At 58.4% G+C, this 19,933-nt stretch carries 18 protein-coding genes; 5 read left to right on the forward strand and 13 right to left on the reverse strand.

What is annotated here, in order from left to right:
* Position 1: 1 nt before the first annotated feature.
* From HY298_05590 to HY298_05650, 13 genes are all read right to left on the reverse strand, one after another.
* Positions 2 to 1,300 (reverse strand): hypothetical protein, encoded by a 1,299-nt coding sequence (locus HY298_05590; GenBank protein ID MBI3849748.1) that lies wholly within the window; start codon positions 1,298 to 1,300, stop codon positions 2 to 4.
* A complete protein-coding gene (locus HY298_05595) occupies positions 1,297 to 2,034 on the reverse strand; it encodes a hypothetical protein (protein MBI3849749.1) in 738 nt (245 codons plus the stop codon). The genes HY298_05590 and HY298_05595 overlap by 4 nt, the downstream gene beginning before the upstream one ends.
* Positions 2,031 to 2,573, reverse strand: a complete 543-nt coding sequence (locus HY298_05600) for a hypothetical protein (GenBank protein ID MBI3849750.1) — start codon at positions 2,571 to 2,573, stop codon at positions 2,031 to 2,033. Before HY298_05600 ends, HY298_05595 begins: the two co-directional genes overlap by 4 nt.
* Positions 2,563 to 4,020: a hypothetical protein gene (locus tag HY298_05605; protein MBI3849751.1), complete on the reverse strand. Its 1,458-nt coding sequence runs from the start codon at positions 4,018 to 4,020 to the stop codon at positions 2,563 to 2,565. Before HY298_05605 ends, HY298_05600 begins: the two co-directional genes overlap by 11 nt.
* The gene (locus tag HY298_05610; GenBank protein MBI3849752.1) at positions 4,017 to 5,522 is read right to left on the reverse strand and encodes a general secretion pathway protein GspK; all 1,506 of its coding nucleotides are present in this window, start codon (positions 5,520 to 5,522) and stop codon (positions 4,017 to 4,019) included. Before HY298_05610 ends, HY298_05605 begins: the two co-directional genes overlap by 4 nt.
* The gene (locus tag HY298_05615) at positions 5,519 to 6,313 is read right to left on the reverse strand and encodes a prepilin-type N-terminal cleavage/methylation domain-containing protein (protein MBI3849753.1); all 795 of its coding nucleotides are present in this window, start codon (positions 6,311 to 6,313) and stop codon (positions 5,519 to 5,521) included. Before HY298_05615 ends, HY298_05610 begins: the two co-directional genes overlap by 4 nt.
* Positions 6,310 to 6,690 (reverse strand): type II secretion system protein, encoded by a 381-nt coding sequence (locus HY298_05620; protein MBI3849754.1) that lies wholly within the window; start codon positions 6,688 to 6,690, stop codon positions 6,310 to 6,312. The genes HY298_05615 and HY298_05620 overlap by 4 nt, the downstream gene beginning before the upstream one ends.
* 76 nt (positions 6,691 to 6,766) lie before the next feature.
* On the reverse strand, positions 6,767 to 7,315 hold the full coding sequence (locus HY298_05625; protein ID MBI3849755.1) for a prepilin-type N-terminal cleavage/methylation domain-containing protein: 549 nt from the start codon (positions 7,313 to 7,315) through the stop codon (positions 6,767 to 6,769).
* 1 nt (position 7,316) lies between these two features.
* Positions 7,317 to 7,766, reverse strand: a complete 450-nt coding sequence (gspG, locus tag HY298_05630; GenBank protein ID MBI3849756.1) for a type II secretion system major pseudopilin GspG — start codon at positions 7,764 to 7,766, stop codon at positions 7,317 to 7,319.
* A gap of 20 nt (positions 7,767 to 7,786) precedes the next feature.
* Positions 7,787 to 9,034: a type II secretion system F family protein gene (locus HY298_05635; GenBank protein MBI3849757.1), complete on the reverse strand. Its 1,248-nt coding sequence runs from the start codon at positions 9,032 to 9,034 to the stop codon at positions 7,787 to 7,789.
* Positions 9,015 to 10,745, reverse strand: coding sequence for a type II/IV secretion system protein (locus HY298_05640; GenBank protein ID MBI3849758.1), 1,731 nt, complete (start codon positions 10,743 to 10,745; stop codon positions 9,015 to 9,017). Before HY298_05640 ends, HY298_05635 begins: the two co-directional genes overlap by 20 nt.
* A 76-nt stretch (positions 10,746 to 10,821) precedes the next feature.
* Positions 10,822 to 11,352, reverse strand: coding sequence for a hypothetical protein (locus tag HY298_05645; GenBank protein ID MBI3849759.1), 531 nt, complete (start codon positions 11,350 to 11,352; stop codon positions 10,822 to 10,824).
* Positions 11,353 to 11,576: 224 nt separating this feature from the next.
* The gene (locus HY298_05650) at positions 11,577 to 13,007 is read right to left on the reverse strand and encodes a sulfatase (protein ID MBI3849760.1); all 1,431 of its coding nucleotides are present in this window, start codon (positions 13,005 to 13,007) and stop codon (positions 11,577 to 11,579) included.
* Positions 13,008 to 13,390: 383 nt separating this feature from the next.
* On the opposite strand from HY298_05650, the gene HY298_05655 reads away from it, so the two are divergent.
* From HY298_05655 to HY298_05675, 5 genes are read left to right on the forward strand one after another with little or no spacing between them, the layout of a single operon-like run.
* Positions 13,391 to 14,059 carry a cytochrome c3 family protein gene (locus HY298_05655; protein MBI3849761.1) on the forward strand — a complete coding sequence of 223 codons (669 nt, stop codon included), beginning with the start codon at positions 13,391 to 13,393 and terminating at the stop codon, positions 14,057 to 14,059.
* Positions 14,056 to 17,349 (forward strand): TAT-variant-translocated molybdopterin oxidoreductase, encoded by a 3,294-nt coding sequence (locus HY298_05660; protein MBI3849762.1) that lies wholly within the window; start codon positions 14,056 to 14,058, stop codon positions 17,347 to 17,349. The genes HY298_05655 and HY298_05660 overlap by 4 nt, the downstream gene beginning before the upstream one ends.
* Entirely contained in the window at positions 17,349 to 18,779 is a 1,431-nt protein-coding gene (nrfD, locus tag HY298_05665) for a polysulfide reductase NrfD (GenBank protein ID MBI3849763.1), read from the forward strand. The genes HY298_05660 and nrfD overlap by 1 nt, the downstream gene beginning before the upstream one ends.
* Positions 18,779 to 19,318, forward strand: coding sequence for a DUF3341 domain-containing protein (locus tag HY298_05670; protein MBI3849764.1), 540 nt, complete (start codon positions 18,779 to 18,781; stop codon positions 19,316 to 19,318). The genes nrfD and HY298_05670 overlap by 1 nt, the downstream gene beginning before the upstream one ends.
* A complete protein-coding gene (locus tag HY298_05675; GenBank protein MBI3849765.1) occupies positions 19,318 to 19,932 on the forward strand; it encodes a cytochrome c in 615 nt (204 codons plus the stop codon). The genes HY298_05670 and HY298_05675 overlap by 1 nt, the downstream gene beginning before the upstream one ends.
* Position 19,933: the final 1 nt, after the last annotated feature.

Consider the following 19,933-nt stretch of genomic DNA (forward strand, 5'->3'; position numbering starts at 1 on the left):
TTTATCTGCCGCGCGTGTTATTGAATCCGGAGGTGCCGATCCCGGTGCCAGTGGCCGTGTTGTTTTGATTCTGCTGAATGCGAGTCTGGAAGGGACTGGTCTGGGTCGAGGAATTGCGATTGCGCGTCGTGGTGCTCTGGAACATGTCCTGCAAGACCTGCTGCACCTGTTGCGGATCGGCGTTGTCGAGATGGATGACGCTCACCTTCGACACCTTTGGAGATTCGTGATCGAGTTGCTCAACCATCGTCTCGATCTGCCCCATCAAGTCTCTGGCGGCGGTGACCACGACGGATGACGTGCGCGCATCCGCTACTGCCACGACGCGCTGCCGCTTCTTAAGCCGATCCGCCTGACCACCGGCACCCGCACCACCGCTGGCAGCCGCAATTCGCGCCAAGAATGCCCCGGGGCCACCGCCGCCAGGGCCGCCACCGCCCCGGCCTCCACCACCGCCGCCGAATCGGAATGGGCTTTGTGCGCCGCCAGTATTGCCTTGATCAGAAAACAGCCCGGTCAGGAGATTGGCCATTTCCGTCGGGTCATGGTGTTTCAACGGAAAAACGCGCACCTGGGTCTCGTCCTCCGCGCTGGAGTCAATCGCTTTGATCACTTCCGCCACGCGGTGAATGTTCGCGCGCGTGTCGGTGATCACAATGGAATTACCGGACTCGTTGGCCGTCATCGTCGTCAGCGTGGAGACCAAAGGCTGCAGGTCTTTGATCAATTGCGCGGCTTCGACATAGCGAACGGGGATGATCTGCGTGACGATCTCATCCGTCCTGGGAATGGTCTCCGGATCGCCGCCGCTCACCACGGGAATGCCTTTCGTCTTCGCCTCGTCCTTGTTCACGATGGTGAGCGTCCGGTCGTTGCGAATGGCCGCGTAGCCGTTCTTGTTCAGGACCGAATTGAGCACGTTGACCGCCTCGTCCTTGCTCAATGGTTGATTGCTCCAGACATCCACTTTTCCTTTCACTTGCGTGTCCAGCACGATGATGAAACCGGCCGCTTCGCTCAGATAGTTCAAGACCGTCTCCAACGGCGCGCCGCGGAAGTTCAGCCTTAACCCGCCCTCTGCATTGGTGTCGTTCGACGGAGCAGTGGCCGCGGGCGCAGGTTCTGCCGTTTGTGTCGGCGGGGAAGTTGGCAGCGCGGGATTGGCCGCGTCTGGCACAGCAGTTGCCGCTGGCGCGGCGGATTTGTCTTTGGCGGTTGCGTCGGTCGCAGGTTCTGCCGCCATGATGGAGATGCCTGTGGAAAGACCCGCAAGCAAGATGAGTAATTGAATAGTTTTCATCGATTTAACTCCTGTTCGCGTCGCTGCCTCAATTTGGTTAGTATGTCGTCTTCACTGCCACCCGATGCGGTTTGAGGTTCTGCATTGGTGACAATGGTTTCGGATTGTCCATCAATTACTACTATCGTTGGTTCCGCGGCGGTGGCAACCGCAGGCTGCCCTGCGCCGGCGGTGGCGGTTGGTAAAGCTGGACGCGCGACGTTTGTCTGGCTTGGAGCGGCTGCAGGTGTCTCAGTGCGGGCGCTGAGCAGCCACCCGCCTTCTTCCTCGCGGCGCATCTGCATGCCTACGGGCAGGTCGATCTCATTCGTCCCGGATGCGAGCCTGACGTGATTCGGCGTAATGTCCTCAACCTTGTAACCCGCGATGGTGTCGGCTCGTTTGAGGACCTTCCGGTATTCGGAGCTGGTGCCGTCGAAAAAAGCGAACAGACCTTTTTCATAACTCATGGTGCCGACCAGCGCGAAGGACTCCGCCCGGACTTCCGGTCGCGTTTCTCTCCTGACAATTCCCGGCGATCGTGAAGTGCGGTTCGGATTAAAAATATTCCGGTCAGTGATGAGCTTGAAAGATTCGTAGTTCAATCGCGCGGGCGCGTTCGTTTGCTGGGCGGTGGCGAGCGGACCAGCAACCAGCAGGAGCGCGAGGAGCCACGCACGCTGGAGTTCACGCTTTAGCGTGCTTCCGAACAAGCTGAAGCTTGGACTCCAACCAAGTTTTCGCGTCACGTTCATTGTTTTTGTTCCGGCGGGTTGAGGACCAGTCCGCTGATTTGGAGGCCTAGTGAGATCTGTTGACCGTCTTTGTCGCGCGCGGTGATTTCCACCGAGTCCAGCTTCAAGGCCATGGCATCCTTTTCGATGTCGTAAAGAAAGCGGCTCACTGTCGCGAGATTGCCGGACGCTTCCACGCGACAGTCGAGCGTCATGAAGTCATCGGCGTTGCGTTTCCACTGCGGCGAGATGGAAGTGACGCTGACACGGCTCTCCTGCGCCCAGGTGTCGAAGGCCTTGAGGACCTGTTGCTCGGCCAAGGAAGTGTTGTTCGGGAGCGTGTTGGTCCGCATCTGTTCCCAACGGCTGTGGAGACTGACGTCACGATTAAGGATTAATTTCCTTCCTTCCTCCACCTGTTTGCGCAGGGTCACAATCTGTTCGGCGCGCGCCTTCCAAAGGCGCGTCAGCGGCGCCCGGATCACTTTGTCGCCTGCGAAAAGCGCGACGGCGGCAATCGCAACGAGGGCGAGCATTTGCTCGCGGTTCTTAATTTGCATGGCGTCCTCCCTCGACCCAGTGGAAATCGAAAGTGAATTGCACCGGCGCCCGGCCCTGGATCCGGTCCACCTTGAGATCGGCAACTTCGCCTGTGGCGCGTAGGTGTTCCAGCGTTTTGAGCAGCGCCTGGTTGTTGCCCGCAACGCCCGAGCAGGTGACGGTATTCGGGTCGCGGATTTCCACCGTCTTGGCAGACACGACGCCGTCTTCGGGAAACGCGGACGTGAGTTGTCTCAGAATCGTCATGCTGCGCAGCGACTCATCGAACCACGGACGGAACTTGTGGATTTGTTGTTGGATGGACTCCAGTTCGTGTACCTTGGCCTGCATCCTGGACCATTGCGACCGCAACCGCCAGAGTTGCACCTGTTGGAACGAAAACAAGCTCGCGATGATAAACAACACCGCGGCCGCCACCGCACCCACGGTGCGAAGTTTCCCGGAGGAATAACGCGCGGTGACCTGCTGCCAGGCTGTGACCCTGGGCGGCAAAAATTCGAAGGGCGTCTTCCGACCGGCCAACCGCGCCGCGGCCAGACTGAACGCGGGTGAGACGGTTGCGTCCGGCGGCAGTTGAACGCCGAACTCGCGCGCGGCATAACTGGAAACCACCGCCACCTCCAGATCCATCGCCTCCAATCGCAGTTCAATTTCGTCGGCCAGTTGCTGGGCCAGGTCGCGCGGGCCAAAGATGCGCACGCGGCGCACGGTGTCGCGCATTTCCGCCGGCAACTGTCCCAAGGTGATCCGCGCCTCGCGCGCAACGAGGTCCGCGTACAGGCGGCGTTGGCCGCCTTCGATTTCGAGAGCGCCTTCGAGTGCCCGCAGCGCCGCCACACCACCGCCACAGGTTACCTGCAAACCGACGTGGCTCTCACCGATCACGAGCGCCAAGATGCCGTTCGAGGCTTCAACTTCCGCCGGTTGCAAAGCTGTGAGGCCAAGGGAAAAGCTCACCGGCTTCAACTGCGCCGCCCGCAGTACCCGCTCGAGCAACGCGACGTGGTTTCGTGGGATTCCCACCAACGTTGCGTGTCGTTCGCCCGAAGCCGATTGGCAGTGCGAGGTGGCGAGTAGCAACGTCGCGACATCGCACGGAAATCCGCGTTCCGCTTCGATCTGCAAAAAGCTGGCGATGTCCGCTTCCGGCAATTCCGGCAGTTTGGTGTGCGCCGTGAGCGCCCACTTCAATGGCAGGCCCACAATACAATGGCGTTCGCGCACCTCTGCCGCGTCGAGGTGATTGCGAATTTCGCGCCCGACCAGTTCCGGCTCGTTGGTCAGTGGATCGAGTGAGAGCGTCGTCGAAAACGACTGCTGCAGTTGCAATGAACCGTTGGTCCGGCGCAGCACAACGCCATCGAGCCGGCTGCCGTCGAGCCCAAGTCCCAACAGGCCGGAAGGATTCGGGCGTTTCAGCAAATTGAATTTAGTCAGATCAATCATTGCGTTGCCTTGGCCAGCCAGGTCTGGCGGACCTCTTTGCCGAGCGCCCAGCCGAGATGGCTGAGGTCCTGGCGATAAATAATTTTCGGCGTGCCATCGCTTGTGTCGAACACGAAGCGCGTCCGACGATAACCGCGTCCGTACGGCCCGAGGGCCGCCACGTCGGCGGTGAATTGGTAGCTTTGTGTGGTGATGTAATCGCCGGCTTCAAGCGCCGTGAGAGTGGTGGCGTTGTTCTGGCCCAGTGCGTCCACGACCCAGGCGATCGAGGTCAGCTTGTCGGGGTTCACCTGGCGATAGGTCACGAGTTGTTGCGCCAGGTCGAGGGTGAAACCCGGCAGGCAAGCGAGCACGGCGGCGCGCGCGGTGTTCACGTTGATCCGGCCTTCAATGTAGTTCGTCTCGGCGCTCACGGTGATGGCGTTGGCGACCAGCGCAAACTCTTCCGGCTTCATTCGGCTCATGCGATAGAACTGGAGAGGGCTGGTGAATGTCGCCCTTGGCACCTGCGGTGGACGGCCGCCGCCCTGACCACCGCCGGGTGGCGGCGGCGGACCGCCGCTGACGAGACCAAGTTGTGTGAGGATCTGGCTGGCCCGCCCGGCACCGAAGGTGGCTTGCAACAGCGAAGCCAGCGGCCCGGTGGTGCCGGTGACCACGCGGATGTCGATGCGCGGCACACCGTTGCTGTAGGTGGCCGGCTCCCGGCTGTAAACGGTGACGTAATCGAGCAGGCCGCAGTCCGGGAGGCCGTTGTGGTTGTCGTCGTTTTCGTTCGGGTCCAGGACCCCATTGCGGTTCACGTCTTCGCCGACAAGCGTTGCCATGTCCGCGCCGAGCACCAGGCGCAACTCGTCCACGGTTTCAAAGGGAGAACTCTTGCATTGATAAGCCGGATGGAGCATGGCGTAGTAAGTCTGGGACGGGCCGGTGCCGTTGGTGTCGCGCCAGTCAATGATCGCCGACGCCAGGTCGAGGTTGATCTGTGGCATGGCTTCGAGCGCGGTGATGAGCATGTTGCTGGTGACGGTGTTCAGGTTCAGCTTCGAGGCCTCATCCACCAAGCCGTAGAAAAGGTCGCCGGCGTTGACCGGATTATTGGTGTCACGCCCGATTAACCAGAAATGCGCGTCACCTACCGGCACCGCGGCATGCGCGTACAAGGTCACGTCCGGCACCAGGCCGTTGGTTCCCCAATTCGACAGGACGTAACGCACGTAGCGGGCGGCGCCCGCGATGGCCTGGTCGGCCACTTCGCCCGACACGCGGTTGTCCGAAGCGCGCAGTTCAAGACTCATCGAATTCGCAAAATAGAGCGTGATGGCGACCAAGCCGAAGGCAATCCAGAGAACGATGACGAGCACGGAACCGCGCTGGTGGTGCGGCGAGGCGCAATCGTAACTGTGCACTTCCGCGACGCGGTGGAGTTCACGCTTCAGCGTGCTGCGGGACAAGCTAAAGCTTGAACTCCAGCTACGGTTTATTGGCAGGTCAAGCTTCATTGCACAGCTCCGGTGGTTTGATTGGTGCGCGGTTGGGATTCGAGGGGCACGAGCATTTCAAGCGGTTGGCGGTTGCGGTTGTTGCCGGTGTTGTTGGCGGCCAGGAGAATGCGAACGCGAACGGCCTGCGGCAAACCGGAATCTCCCATGCTCGTGTCCCACGAATCGCGCCAGTCCGTACCGTTGTAGCAGGCAAACTCCAGGCTCTCCACGTCGCCCAACAGCCGCTGCTCGACGGGTTCCTCCATGGCGGTGGCCAGCAAATTGCGCGTGACGCCGCGAATCAAGTCTTTGCCCGGTGACGCCGTCCGGTTCGCCGGGTCTCTCAATTGGTAAAAGACTCTTTGGACGTCACCCCAAGGCGCGTCGTCGTTGATGACTCCGGTGGCGGTATAGAATTCCAGTCCACCGTTCTGAGTCATGCCGAAACCATTGGCCGCATCGCCGCTCTTAAAATCGCCGATCAGGTCACCGTTGGTCCCCGGCGGCAGCGCGCCCTGCAGGTCCCGGCGCAAAAGCGTCAGCGCTTGCTCCAGGGGCAGGGAGGCATCGAGCGAGCGGGAGGTGGTCATGCGCAAGTGCAGCGCGCCGAAAAAGACGGTGTTGATTGCCGCAAGCACGACAGCAGAAATGGCTACCGCCAACAGAACTTCAATCAGTGTGAAAGCAGGGGAGACAATTGCCTTGTAACCGCCGACACGAGCAGGCGGACTCGAAGCTACACTTTCGCCGTCCGCCTCCTCACGTCGACGGCTACGCTGTCTGAGCAGTTTCAGGTTCAGTTTCATCATGGCGAACTCACCAGTGTGCTCATGCGAACGGAACAGTCCTTGTCCTGGGCGGCAAAGGCCACTTCGATCGACAGCAGTTGCATCGTGTCCTGACTCCAAGGCTCGTTGCGCAACGTCCAGCGGAATTGACGACCGCCTTCTTCCACCGTGCCGGTTTGGACTGACGTGTTCCAATTTGTCGTCACGATGTTTTCGTTCAAGATGCGCTCGGCGATCCGCGCGGCGGCGCCTTTGCGCTCGGCGACTTCGCCGGCCAGGCTCGCGACCCGCAGCCCTTGAACGGCCACGGGAATGACAATGGCCATGAACAAAAGCGCTGCCAGCACCTCGGCGAGCGTGAACCCACTCGCAGCCACCGACGCGAGGAGGTGGTTCATCGGCTTGAATTTGCGACGCAACTCCGCCTCCTCACGTCGGCGGCTACAAGGACTGATTAGGCGCTTGCCGCTTGTGCTACTGGTTGATCTGGTTGCGAATTTCATAGTTCAAGCCATTGGTGGATCGCGTCAGCCAAAGCGTCGTGCCGTCGCGGTCGAACAGGCCCACCGCCCGCAGGCTGTTCCCATCCACGAATCCGTCCGGCAGAAAATGAATGGCCGGCAGATTGCCGTGCTTCCCGCTGGACGCAGTGATGTCGGGAAGCGAGCGGCTTGTGTTCGCGGCGGTGATTTTGTTGGAGCTGTTGGTATTGAGGACCTCAATGCGCACATCTCTGTCGAGTGTGAAATCCACGGCTTTGGTGTCTTCTTCTGTGTAGCTCGATTCCTCTTCGAGGCCATAGGTCCGTTGTGGCGCATCAATCCAGAGTGTCATCGGCACGCCTTCCGACACCGCGCGACTCTGGCCCTGCCGCGTGAGCGACAACAGCCGGCGCGCTTCGGAATCCAGCGAACGCCCGCGAAAGAAATTACCAAGCGGCGGAACGGCGATGGCCACAACGATGATGAGCAGCGCCATGACCGCAATCAATTCGATGAGCGTGAACGCGTGTTGGCGTCGCATCTCATCGCTTGGTTTCCCAGTTTGTAATGTCATCTTCATCTCCTGCCCGGCCATCCAATCCCACCGACATCACGTCGTAGGAACTGGGGTTGTGTTTGCCGGGACACTCGTAAAGGTAATCGCGGCCCCACGGGTCTGGCGGGATCTTGTCGAGATAGGGCCCGTGCCAGTTTTGCGCGTCTTGGGGCTTTTGCACCAGGTCCAGTAGCCCGTTCTTGCCCTTGGGGTAATAACCGTTGTCCACCTCGAACGCGTCAAGCGCCGTCTTGAACGCGGAGATTTGCGTCTGGGCTGCCGTGACGCGCGCCTGTTCACCACGACCCGCAATTTTGGGATAAACAATGGCCGCCAGCGTAGCGAGGATCACAAGCACTAGGAGCATTTCAACCAACGTAAACGCCCGCGACCGATGTCGAGTGGTTTTATTCTTGAGGTAGTGGTTGCATTTCATAGTTCGATCAGATGGTGGATTTATTTAATGTGCTCTTGCATGGTGAAAATGGGGAGGACCATGCCGATGAAAATCGTTCCGATAAAACCGGCGATGAAAAAGAGCATCAGCGGTTCGGCGAATGCGACGGCGGTTTTCAATTCACGGTCGAGATCGCCCTCCGTGACGTTTGCGATGCGGACCAATTCGGCGTCGAGCTTGCCGCTCTCTTCCGCGACGGAAATCATTTCCAGCACCGAGCCGGGGAACAGCCCGCGGCAGTCGGCGAGGCTCGCGCCGAGCTGGCCGCCTTCCTGCACGCGCTCGATGGATTGCGAAACCGCGTCCACCAGAATCTGGTTGCCGATGGATTTGCGCGCGACGTTCAGCGCTTGCACGAGGGGCACACCGGCACCAAGCAGGGTGCCGAGCATTCGGCAAAACCGGGCCATGGCAAAATGCGCGACCAGCGTCCCGACGATGGGCGCGCGCAGAATCAACCCTTCCCACGTCCGCCGACCTTTTTCTGACATGAACCAGCTCCGGATGAGCAGGATCATGATGGCGATGCCTACCGCCACGAGCAGTCCATAAGACCGCACGGCGTGACTGACTTGGACGATCATCTGGGTCAGCAACGGCAACGCAGCGCCGAAGTTGGAGAAGATGCTCTGAAATTTCGGAATGAAAAACGTGAGCAGGAACACCACGACGCCCAGCGCGAGCACCAGCAGGATGGTCGGGTAAAGCATCGCGGTCATGACTTTCGAGCGCAGTTCCTTCTCGCGCGATTGGAAGTCGGCGATCTGCGCGAGCACCAGATCGAGAAAACCACCCGTCTCGCCTGCCTGCACCATCGCCACATAAACGCGTGGAAACGTATCCGGCGATTTGGCCATCGCGTCGGCGAGCGACATCCCATCGACGACCAGATCGTGAATTTCCTTCCACTTCGCTTTGGCGGCTGGAGTGGACGCTTCCTTGTAAAGAATCACGAGCGCGCGGCTTAACGGGACTCCCGCAGCCAGCAAACTGGAGAGCAAACGCGTGAAGTTCTCCAGCGCCCGCGCGGAAATTTTCTCCGACTTGAGACGAAACGAAAAAGAACCCAACGACGATGGCAAGCTGGAATTGTTTTCAGTGGCAGCGCTTGTTCTTTCCAAGAGATTGATGGGACGCAAGCCAAGCCCTTCCATCTGCCGGAAGGCTTCCTGCCGGCCCGCCGCTTCGAGCTGGCCTTCCGCGACCGCGCCGTCGAGTTGCAGCGCTTTATATTGAAAAAGAGGCATGAGGATTCTTGGCGGGTCTGGCGCCGCTGGTTTCGGTTTCCGACTGCGCAAAGTTCAGCGCCTGATCTTTTGTCACGCGCAAAACTTCCTCGGGCGTCGTGATGCCGGCGCGGACGAGCCGCCAGCCGTCTTCACTCAAGGTGCGCAGTCCATTCCGGCGAGCGACATCGGCGATTTCGCCGGCGGAACAATTCTTCAGCACCATCTGGCGAAGATCGTTGTCGATGTCCATCCATTCGAAGATCGCATGGCGACCGTGATAGCCGGTGTTCCGGCATTCGCGACAGCCGACTGCTCGGAAGATGGGTGTTTCGTCCGTGATGCCGATCTGCGCTTTGATCGCTTGCGTGGTCGGCGACATGTCCGGCTGCTTGCAATGCTTGCAGAGCACGCGCACGAGGCGTTGGGCGAGCACCGCTTCGAGTGACGACGCGACGAGATATGGTTCGACGCCCATGTCCACGAGCCGTGTAACAGCGCCGGGTGCGTCGTTGGTGTGCAGCGTGGAAAAAACCAAGTGGCCGGTGAGTGACGCCTGCACGGCAATCTGCGCCGTCTCTTTGTCACGGATTTCGCCGACGAGAATCACGTCCGGGTCATGACGCAAAATTGAGCGCAGACCGCGGGCAAAGGTCATCCCGGATTTTTCGGAAACCTGAATTTGATTGATCCCGCGCAGTTGATACTCAATCGGGTCTTCGATGGTGATGATCTTGCGGATGGCGTCGTTGATTTCGTTCAACGCGGTGTAGAGCGTCGTGGTCTTGCCACTGCCGGTCGGGCCGGTGACGAGGATGATGCCGTGCGGCAGACCCAGCACGCGGCGGAACGATTTCAATTCGCGTTGGTCGAGACCAAGTTCCTCCATGCCGAGCAACGTGGCGTTCTGTCGCAGCAAACGCAGCACGACGGCCTCGCCATGCAACATTGGAATCACGGAAACGCGAATGTCCACCTCGTTGGCATCGAGGCGAATCTTGATGCGGCCATCTTGGGGCAGCCGTTTTTCGGCGATGTTGAGATGACTGAGAATCTTGATCCGTGAAACAATGGCGGGTTGAAAGCGTTTGATCTGGGCGGGAACGGGAATTTCCTGCAACACACCGTCCACGCGATAACGGATTTGAAATTCATCCTCGAAGGGTTCGAGATGGATGTCGGAAGCGCGCAGGTCAATTGCGTCGCGGAGAACCTGATTCACGAACCGGATGATGGACGCATCTTCAGCGTCGGCGTCGATGTTGGTGTCTTCGCCCGCTGTGTCGTCAACAACTTGAAACGAGGTTTCCTCTCCGAGCGTGTCAATCGTGTCCGCGCCCACGCCGAGGCGCTTCTTCATCTCGCGTTGGATGGCTTCCCTGGAAGCAAGGATAGGCCGAAGGTGCAGACCCGTCATCGTTTTGAGGGCATCCAATCCTTGCGTCGCGAAGAGTCGGCTGGTGGCGACTTCAACCGTCCCGTTGACTCGTTTCAGGGGAAGCAATTCTTCTTTCAGGAGAATCCGTGCCGGAAACAAGGAGAGGAGTTCGCGGTCCGGTTCGACATCCTCAAGTGTGGTGTAAGCGAGATCATATTCCTTGGCCAGCCAGCGAAGAACGTCCTCCTCGGTTTGAAAAGTTGTCGTCCCGGGCAGGTTTTGTCGGGCCAAAGCCTCCGCATCAATGGACGACAGTTGCTTGGTCGCGGTCATGCGATCAAGCAACTGCTTCAACGTTGACTCGTGAGTCTTGGCCTCGCTCATAGTCTGCCACGCCAGCTTCCCTTCCGGCGAACGCTGCGGTGGTGAATTACAACAACCCGTTGAGAGTCGCGATGGCTTCCTGGCGGGGGGTCAAAACTTTGCGAAGTTCGGCCTGCGCGCTTTCCAGTTCGGCCTGCTTCGCTTTCCGTGATGCGACGTATTTCGCGAGCGCGGCTTTCATTTCTGCACTGGAAGCTTTTCCATCGATGGCCTTTTGGAGCGCTTCGGCTTCAGGGCTGGGTTGTCCAAAACCACCAGGGCCGCCGGGACCACCACCGCGACCACCGCGACCACCGCGACCGCTAAAGGCTTGCATGCGGGCTTCCATGACTTTTTGAACGAGGGGCTGAATCGCCTTCCACTCGGCGTCGTCCGTAACTTCAAGCCGCTCCTTCAGGCGTTGCTCCATCTGGGCCGGGTCGAAGTTGCCTCCACGGCCTCCCGGTCCTCGGCCTTGACGACCTTGGTCGGGCGCGCCCGGCGGTGGATTATCCTGTGCCACGAGCTGGCCGGCGCCCATGCACAATAAAGAGGCGACACTTGCCGTCGCCAACAATCGGTTCAATTTCATATTCATGATCTCCTGCGGTAGTTTTGTTTGCGTTGATTTGTTAATGCTTACGCTGCTCACAGAATCACCAACCGTCGCCTGTAAGTTGCGGTGTGAATCGTGTTGCAGTTACGATGCCAGAGCGAAAGCGCAGTGTTTTCAACTCTTTGGGTGGAGCGCAGCGTGCAAGAGCTGCTCAGTTGCGGCACTGACGCGCAGATTTTGCGCAGCGGCGGTGTGTGGCGTGAATGCTACTTGAGCTTCCGCTCCTCGTAGGTGCTTAACACATCTTTCACCAGCCCGCGCTTGATCAATTCGGTCTCTGGCACTGATCCCAAGTCATGCGTCTCCTCAATCCATTTGTCCAACGCGGCGCGCAATTCCATCAAGATCGCCTGATGCCCCGGCGAACCGGCAAGATTGTGAATCTCATGCGGGTCGGCGTCACAGTCATAAAGTTCTTCCCTCGGTTTCGTCGGCGCGAAGAAAAGTTTCTGGGCGCTGGTTAATCTTCCTTCCGCGTTCAGCCGTCGCCAGACCTGCATCGTCGGCATTTCTTCCATGTAGGCGATGCGCTGGGCATAGGGCAACTGCGGCTCGAAGTTGCGAACGTATTGAAACTGTTTCGTCCGCACCGTGCGGATGCGATCATACGTTTCGTCCATGCGATCACGTGCTGCGAAGATGTAATCGCGTTCCTGCTTAAGCGGACCGAGGAAGACAGTACCTTGCATTGGTGAATAAATTTCGGAGGTCGGATGTTTAATGCCGGGAATTGTCAGCGGCTCCTTGCTTTGTATGGGGACAGAAATCCCTGCGATCGCCAGCACCGTTGGCGCAAAATCAATGAAGCTCACCAGATCCTCGCGCACGCTGCCTGGCTTGATGCGACCCTGCCAGCGCACGATCAGCGGCACGTGAATGCCACTGTCGTAAACCCAACGTTTGCTGCGGGGCAAGCCGCGTCCATGATCGCCCGTGAGGAACACCACCGTGTTGCTCGTTACGCTTTGTGCATCGAGAAACTCCAGCACCTCGCCCACCTTGTGGTCCACGGCCGTGACGAGGTCGTAGTAATTCGCCAGGTCGCGGCGCACTTCAGGCGTGTCAGGGTGATACGGTGGCACGCGCATCTTTGCGGGATCGTGACGCTCCTCGGGTTTGAGGTTCGCAGTAAACTTCTTGAACTTGTCCATCATGCGGATGCTGCTCTCGTGCGAATCCACAAAGTTGACGTAGGCGAAGAACGGTTGGGGCGGCAGTTTCCTCGTCCAATCCGCTGTTGAATCAAATGCGTCTGGCGGCACGTCGAAATTGAAATCTGTTTTGCCAGGCCACGCTACAAAGTATCCAGCCTTCCGCAACAACGACGTGAACATGGGTGGCGGAGAAATCAATTTCGACCGCATGTGATGAGTGCCGATGCTGGTTGGGTACTGACCTGTGATCAGGCCCGATCGACTCGGCGCACACACCGGTGCGTGTGTGAAACAGTGTGTGAACCGTGCTCCGTCCAATGCCAATCTGTCCATGTTCGGCGTGATCGCCTGCGCATCGCTGTAGCAACCGAGTTCGGGTCCCATGTCCTCGCCGACGATCCAAACAATGTTGGGGCGTTTGTCGGCGGCGTTCAACACCGCCACTCCCAACAAAATCTGGAAGAGCGTAATAAGTTTTTTCATGCGAGCCAACTCAACCGATGAGGATTTGTTTTTGCAGTACTTTCGCGACTTGGCCAAGGTGTTCGCCGTGCCGAGGAAAACATGTTTGGACTGGGCAGTTGAGCATTCCGTCTTATGTGAACCATTAATCCGACCGAATTCGTGAAAAATTTCACAAACTTTTCTTGCGGTCTCAAATGACAAGATATACACATCTGTGGCGAGCGAACAGAGATTTCATTTTGGCGGTTTGGACTGCGTCGGTTGTCGGACATTTCAGGACGGGTGTGCGCAGAAAAAACGATTGACGCTTGACCGCCTTTCGCAACAATCACGGCTTTTGTTGGCGGGTTCAGCGATTCGATTCAGACCGGATCTTTTTGTCGAACAGAACAACTATTTAGATGTCAGACATTTTCCCAAAGTGGACCAATCGGCTGCCATTGCACCTTGCGGTTGGCACGCTGCTGGTTGGCACGGCGGTGACGGCGGGTGTTTGGTATTATTTCACTCCTAAGTACACCCGGGTCGGGTATCAACCGATTCAGCCGGTCGCTTTTTCGCACGCTACTCACGCTGACCAACTCGGCATCGATTGTCGCTACTGCCACAACGCCGTCGAAAAAGCGTGGTATTCCAACGTGCCGGCGAGTGCGGTCTGCATGAATTGTCACAATCAAATCTTGAAGGACGACGCTCGGCTGGCGCTGGTACGAGACAGTTTTGCGACGGGGAAACCGATTCCCTGGGTGCAGGTGCACAAAGTGCCGGACTATGTTTATTTCAACCATTCCGTGCACGTGAACCGCGGCGTCAGTTGTGTCGAGTGCCACGGCCAGATCAATAAAATGGATGAAGTCCAGCACGCCAAGCCGCTCAGCATGTCCTTCTGCCTCCAATGCCATCGTGATCCTGCCGCCCGGCTGCGGCCGCCGGACAAAATCACCGATTTGAACTGGAAATGGAGTGATGATCCCAAGGTCGCCGCGGCGCGACAGAAAGAAATGGGCGAGAAATTCGTGCATGATTGGCGAGTCCAATCCTTGCAAACCTGTTCCACCTGTCACCGATGAAAACAATTCCACCACCCTGTCCTGAGCCGGAGAGCGGACCGAAATACTGGCGCAGCCTGGACCAACTGGCTGACACGCCGGAGTTTCGTCAATGGGTGGAACGCGAATTCCCGGCGGGCGCCAGCGAGTTCACCGACCCTGTTTCGCGCCGGCATTTCGTCAAGATCATGTCCGCGTCCTTCCTGCTGGCGGGACTCGGTTTGACCGGTTGCCGGCGGCCGGAGGAAAACATTTTGCCGTTCTCCAAGATGCCGGAGAATTACACACATGGCGTACCCCAGTTTTTTGCGACCGCCATGCCCGTGCGCGGCAGTGCCATTCCGCTGCTGGCCAAATCCCACGAAGGTCGTCCGACGAAAATCGAAGGAAACCCACAGCATCCCGACGGCAATGGCAGCACCGACGCCTTCGCGCAAGCGTCCATCCTGAATCTTTACGATCCTGATCGCGCGACGCGCTTTGCAAAGAACGGCAACAACGTGTCGCGAGATGCGTCGCTCGATTTCTTGGCGGACTTGTCCAAGCAAGCGCAAGCCAACGGCGGTCAAGGCTTGAGCGTTTTGCTGGAACGAAGCAGTTCGCCGTCGCGCGCCCGTCTGCAAAAGTTAATTGGCGAAAAGTTGCCCAAGGCGGGTTGGCACGTTTATGAGCCGGTTGATTTCGACATTCACCGCGAGGCCGCGACGCTGGTCACCGGCAAATCGGTCGCGCCTTATTTCAAACTCGACACCACGAAGGTGATCGTCTCGCTCGATTGCGATTTTATCGGCACGGAAGAAAACGCGCACATCAACATCCGTCGGTTCGCCCAAGGACGCCGAATCGAAAAGCCGACTGATTCCATGAGCCGGCTGTACGCTGTGGAAGGACTCTTCACGTTGACCGGCGCCAACGCCGACCATCGTTTGCGAATCCCAACGAGCGCGGTGCTGTCCGTCGCCGCTCGACTGGCGCTGGAAATCCGCAAGGAAGCGGGTCAGCCGCAATTTCTCACGGCATTGTCGCCGCTGGCTGAAGCCGCTAAAGCGCATGAAAAATGGATTGCAGAATGCGCCAAAGACCTGCTGGCCAATCGTGGTCAATGCCTGGTGCTCGCCGGCCAGCGCCAGCCGCTCGCCGCGCATTTGATTGCCAACGCCATCAACGCCGCGTTGGAGAACCACGGCAAGACCGTCGTCTTCCACGACGCCCCGCAAACCAAAGAAGGCGGCATCGCCGAACTGGCGCAGTCGCTCAACGCCGGACAAGTGCAGACGTTGATCGTGCTCGGCGGCAATCCGGTTTACAACGCGCCGGCGGATTTGAAGTGGGGGGAAGCACAGTCGAAGGCAAAGACCGTCGTTCGCCTCGGTTATTACGAGGATGAATCTTTTCCCGCCAATGGCTGGCATTTACCGCAGGCGCACTTTCTCGAATCCTGGGGCGACGCTCGCACGGCCGATGGCACAGTGGTTTCCATTCAGCCGCTCATCAAGCCGCTGTTCGATGGTTTGACTGAACTGGAAGTCCTCGCGCGCCTCGGCGGCCTGGACAGAACCAATCCCTACGACATCGTGCGGGAAACGTTCAAAGGCATCGGCGGCGAGGGTGAAGATAATTGGAAGAAATTTTTGCACGACGGTTTTCTCGCGGGCAGCGCGGCGAAGCCCGTCACGGCAGAATTTAATTGGAGCGCAACCGCCAATGTGGTCACGGCCACGAAGCCAGTCGCGCTACCGTCCAAAGACTCCCTCGAAATTGTTTTTCATCGCGACGCGAAAGTGGACGATGGGCGTTACAATAACAACGGCTGGTTGCAGGAATTGCCAGATCCCATCACCAAGATGACGTGGGAGAATGTGATTCTATTGAGCCTGAAAACCGCCGTTGAACTGGGCGTGATTGGCCAGAACGAGAAGAGCCTCGACCACGAAAACAATGACCTCAAGGTGCCGTGGGTGAAAATTCAAGTGGATGGTCGCGAAATTGAAGGACCGGTTTGGATTCAACCTGGATTGGCTGACAACACGCTGGGCTTGGCGCTCGGTTATGGCCGCAAGCAAACCGGTCGCGTCGGTCGAGGGTCCGGTTACGATGCTTTTCAATTGCGCACGAGTGCCGCACCGCACGTGGCTTCGGGTGCAAAGTTGGTTTATACGTCGGGCGCAACGCATCCGCTCTCCACGACGCAAAACCATTGGTCGATGGAAGGCCGCCCAGTTGTTCGTGAAGCGAATCTGACGCAGTATCGGGAGCATCCGGAGTTTGCGAAGAATATGAAGCTGGAGGAGCCGCCCAGCACGCAGCCGCTTTATCCCAACCCGCTCGACAGTGACAAAATCAAGGAGCGAGCGATTCACTGGTGGGGGATGTCGGTTGATCTGAACGCCTGTGTCGGTTGCTCCGCCTGCATGATGGCGTGCCAGAGTGAGAACAACATTCCCATCGTTGGCAAGGAACAGGTCGGCAAGAACCGCGAGATGCACTGGATTCGCATCGACCGTTATTACTCCGGTGAAGTGACCGATCCGCAAGCGGTCACGCAACCGATGCTCTGTCAGCACTGCGAGAGCGCGCCGTGCGAAAGTGTGTGTCCCGTCAACGCCACGGTTCACGATGAAGAAGGTTTGAACGTGATGGTCTATAACCGCTGCGTCGGCACACGTTATTGTTCCAACAACTGTCCGTACAAGGTCCGACGCTTCAATTATTTTGATTACAACAAGCGCCCGTTGGACCAGCTCTACAAGAGTCCGGTGTTCAACCGCATGGATGGCGAATGGGGCCTGTTGAAGTGGTGGAAGGATGTGGACAAGGGCACCAAGCGCGAGGACGAATGGGAGCTGATGAAGCTCGTGCGTAATCCGGACGTGACCGTGCGCATGCGCGGCGTCATGGAGAAATGCACGTTCTGCCTCCAGCGCATCGAGCAGGCCAAGATCGCGCAAAAGGTCAAGGCCGGGGCGTCGGGCGACGTGGAAGTGCCCGATGGCACCATCAAGACCGCGTGCCAGCAGGCATGTCCGGCTGAAGCGATCGTGTTTGGAAACATCAAAGACCCGAGCAGTCACGTGTCCAGACTCAAAGCCCAGGAGCGCGACTACAAAGTATTGGACTTTCTGGCAACCCGCCCGCGCACCACGTATCTGGCGCGCCTGCGCAATCCGAATCCTGCGATGCCCGATTACCGCGACATGCCTTTGAGCCTGAAAGAATACACCGCAAAAAATGGAAGCCCATTTGAAACTCATGGCGGGGAACATGGCGCTGCTGCCGGACATGAACACACTTCTGAGAAAGGAGCGCACTGATGTCTGACACTGTGATTTCTCCGACAGTCAAGATCCAGCCGCCGCCTGCGGAGCTGGAGCGTATTCCATTGGTTGCCAATCGGCGCGGGCCGGGATGGATTTCCGATCACATCGCCGGAGTGGTGGAAGGCAAGACGCCGCTCTGGTGGTGGTGCGCGTTCATTCCGAGCTTCCTTTGCATGATCATGTTGTTTTGTCTCATTGCCTATCTCATTGGTACGGGGGTGGGCGTCTGGGGGCCAGGCCACCCGGTTATGTGGGGCTGGGCCATCGTCAACTTCGTCTGGTGGATCGGTATCGGTCACGCCGGAACGCTCATTTCCGCGATTCTATTTCTGCTGCGCCAACGCTGGCGCACTTCGATCAACCGCGCCGCCGAAGCCATGACAATTTTCGCCGTCATGTGCGCCGGCATCTTCCCGGTCATTCACATCGGACGGGTCTGGTTTGGGTGGTGGCTGCTACCGTTGCCCAATGCGAACGGGCCGATCTGGCCGCAGTTCCGTTCGCCGTTGATGTGGGACGTGTTTGCCGTCTCGACTTACTTCACCGTGTCCGTGTTGTTCTGGTATGTGGGTTTGATTCCCGATCTGGCCGTCATCCGCGATCGGGCAAAAACCAAAATCCGAAAATTCTGTTACGGTCTGTTCGCGCTCGGTTGGACCGGCTCAAACCGGCACTGGAGCAATTACGAACGGGCTTATTTGATTCTGGCGGGTCTTTCCACACCGCTGGTGCTCTCGGTGCACAGTATCGTGTCGTTGGACTTCTCGGTGTCGCAACTGCCGGGCTGGCACACGACCATTTTCCCGCCGTACTTCGTGGCCGGTGCGATCTACTCCGGCTTCGGCATGGTGCTGACGCTGTTGGTGCCGTTGCGGAAGGTCTGCAAATTGGAAGAAGTCATCACCCTGCGACACGTGGATTTGATCTGCAAAGTGACGCTGGCGACCGGCTGCATTGTCAGTTACGCCTACGCAATGGAATATTTCATCGCCTGGTACAGCGGCAATCCCTACGAGCGTTTCGCGTTCTGGCAGCGGCTCTTCGGCAAGTACTGGTACGGCGGCTGGGCGATGCTCGCGTTCAATATGGTGACGCCGCAACTTTTCTGGTTCAAAAAAGTGCGTACGAATATGATTGCGGTGTTCGTCATTTCCATCCTGGTGAACATTGGCATGTGGTTTGAGCGGTTTGTCATCGTGGTCGGTTCGCTCTATCGCGATTTCATCCCTGCCAACTGGGGTTACTTCAAGCCGACCTGGGTGGACGTGATGACGTATGTCGGCACGTTCGGTTTGTTCTTCACGTTCTTCCTTTTGTTCATCCGTTTCCTGCCGTTGATCGCCATCGCGGAAGTCAAAGGCGTCACACCGCAGGCCGACCCGCATCATCCGCTGGGCGGCGCCAAAGAGGGGGGGCATCACTGATGGCTGAGACGACCAGCAACTATGCCTTGCTCGCCGAGTTTGAAACGGCGGCGGACACTTTGCACGCGGCGGAAAAGGTGCGCGACGCTGGCTACACGCAATGGGACGTGTTCACGCCATTTCCCGTTCACGGCCTGGACCGGGCGATGGGAATGAAAAGTTCCAAGGTCGGATGGTTTTCCTTCCTCGGCGGCGTGACCGGCTACACGACGGGCATGTTGATGATCTGGTACATGAATGCTTACGACTACCGGATACCCGTCGGTGGCAAACCGATGTTCAGCCCCTTCTCCGCATTTCCGCCGTCCTATGAATTGACGATTCTGCTCGGCTCATTCGGCGCGATCTTAGGCATGTTGTTTCTGAATCGTCTGCCGCGCCTGCATCATCCGTTGCTGAAGCACCGGCGGTTTGGACTGGCGAGCCACGACCGGTTTTTCGTCGTGATTGAAACGGCTGACCCGAAATTTTCGGAAACCGAAACCCGCAAGTTGCTGGAAGCCGCCGGCAGCAAGCGCATCGAGGAAGTGAGGGATTGATGCGCTATTTCCTCCTCCTCCTCGGACTATCGACGGTGCTCGTGATGGTGGTCGCCGGCAAACGGGGCGACATGTCGCGTCGCCCGCCGATTGAAATTTTCCCCGACATGGATCGCCAACCCAAGTTGCGTCCGCAAACACGCAACAACTTTTTTCCGGACCAACTCAGTTCGCAAATGCCGGTGCCCGGCACCATCGCGCGCGGCACGCCCTACGAAGACACGCCGGTCAACACGGGACGCATCACCGGCACGACGAATTTTGTGGAAACGATCCCCGTTCCCGTCACTGAACAGTTGATCACGCGCGGGCAGCAGCGTTTTCAGATCAACTGTTCGCCCTGTCACAGCGCGATGGGCGATGGCAACGGCATCACCAAGCGACTGGGGATGGCCGTGGTTGGCAATTTGCATGACAAACGCATTGTTGAATTACCGGATGGCGATGTTTTCAACACCATCAGCAATGGCAAGAACCTGATGGGCGCTTATGGCGCGAACGTTTCCATTCAGGATCGTTGGGCGATTGTGGCCTACGTCCGGGCGCTGCAACGCAGCCGGCTGGCGGATCTGAATGATGTGCCGGAGGCGCAACGTGGCGCGTTGAAGAAATAGA

This window comes from Verrucomicrobiota bacterium (genome assembly GCA_016200005.1).
GTDB lineage: Bacteria > Verrucomicrobiota > Verrucomicrobiia > Limisphaerales > PALSA-1396 > PALSA-1396.

What these genes read in the sequence shown, in the direction of transcription:
- HY298_05590 (MBI3849748.1), bottom strand. Translation starts at nt 1,300, where the DNA reads ATGAAAACTATTCAATTACTCATCTTGCTTGCGGGTCTTTCCACAGGC.
- HY298_05595 (MBI3849749.1), bottom strand. Translation starts at nt 2,034, where the DNA reads ATGAACGTGACGCGAAAACTTGGTTGGAGTCCAAGCTTCAGCTTGTTC.
- HY298_05600 (MBI3849750.1), bottom strand. Translation starts at nt 2,573, where the DNA reads ATGCAAATTAAGAACCGCGAGCAAATGCTCGCCCTCGTTGCGATTGCC.
- HY298_05605 (MBI3849751.1), bottom strand. Translation starts at nt 4,020, where the DNA reads ATGATTGATCTGACTAAATTCAATTTGCTGAAACGCCCGAATCCTTCC.
- HY298_05610 (MBI3849752.1), bottom strand. Translation starts at nt 5,522, where the DNA reads ATGAAGCTTGACCTGCCAATAAACCGTAGCTGGAGTTCAAGCTTTAGC.
- HY298_05615 (MBI3849753.1), bottom strand. Translation starts at nt 6,313, where the DNA reads ATGATGAAACTGAACCTGAAACTGCTCAGACAGCGTAGCCGTCGACGT.
- HY298_05620 (MBI3849754.1), bottom strand. Translation starts at nt 6,690, where the DNA reads ATGAACCACCTCCTCGCGTCGGTGGCTGCGAGTGGGTTCACGCTCGCC.
- HY298_05625 (MBI3849755.1), bottom strand. Translation starts at nt 7,315, where the DNA reads ATGCGACGCCAACACGCGTTCACGCTCATCGAATTGATTGCGGTCATG.
- gspG (MBI3849756.1), bottom strand. Translation starts at nt 7,766, where the DNA reads ATGAAATGCAACCACTACCTCAAGAATAAAACCACTCGACATCGGTCG.
- HY298_05635 (MBI3849757.1), bottom strand. Translation starts at nt 9,034, where the DNA reads ATGCCTCTTTTTCAATATAAAGCGCTGCAACTCGACGGCGCGGTCGCG.
- HY298_05645 (MBI3849759.1), bottom strand. Translation starts at nt 11,352, where the DNA reads ATGAATATGAAATTGAACCGATTGTTGGCGACGGCAAGTGTCGCCTCT.
- HY298_05650 (MBI3849760.1), bottom strand. Translation starts at nt 13,007, where the DNA reads ATGAAAAAACTTATTACGCTCTTCCAGATTTTGTTGGGAGTGGCGGTG.
- HY298_05655 (MBI3849761.1), top strand. Translation starts at nt 13,391, where the DNA reads ATGTCAGACATTTTCCCAAAGTGGACCAATCGGCTGCCATTGCACCTT.
- HY298_05660 (MBI3849762.1), top strand. Translation starts at nt 14,056, where the DNA reads ATGAAAACAATTCCACCACCCTGTCCTGAGCCGGAGAGCGGACCGAAA.
- nrfD (MBI3849763.1), top strand. Translation starts at nt 17,349, where the DNA reads ATGTCTGACACTGTGATTTCTCCGACAGTCAAGATCCAGCCGCCGCCT.
- HY298_05670 (MBI3849764.1), top strand. Translation starts at nt 18,779, where the DNA reads ATGGCTGAGACGACCAGCAACTATGCCTTGCTCGCCGAGTTTGAAACG.
- HY298_05675 (MBI3849765.1), top strand. Translation starts at nt 19,318, where the DNA reads ATGCGCTATTTCCTCCTCCTCCTCGGACTATCGACGGTGCTCGTGATG.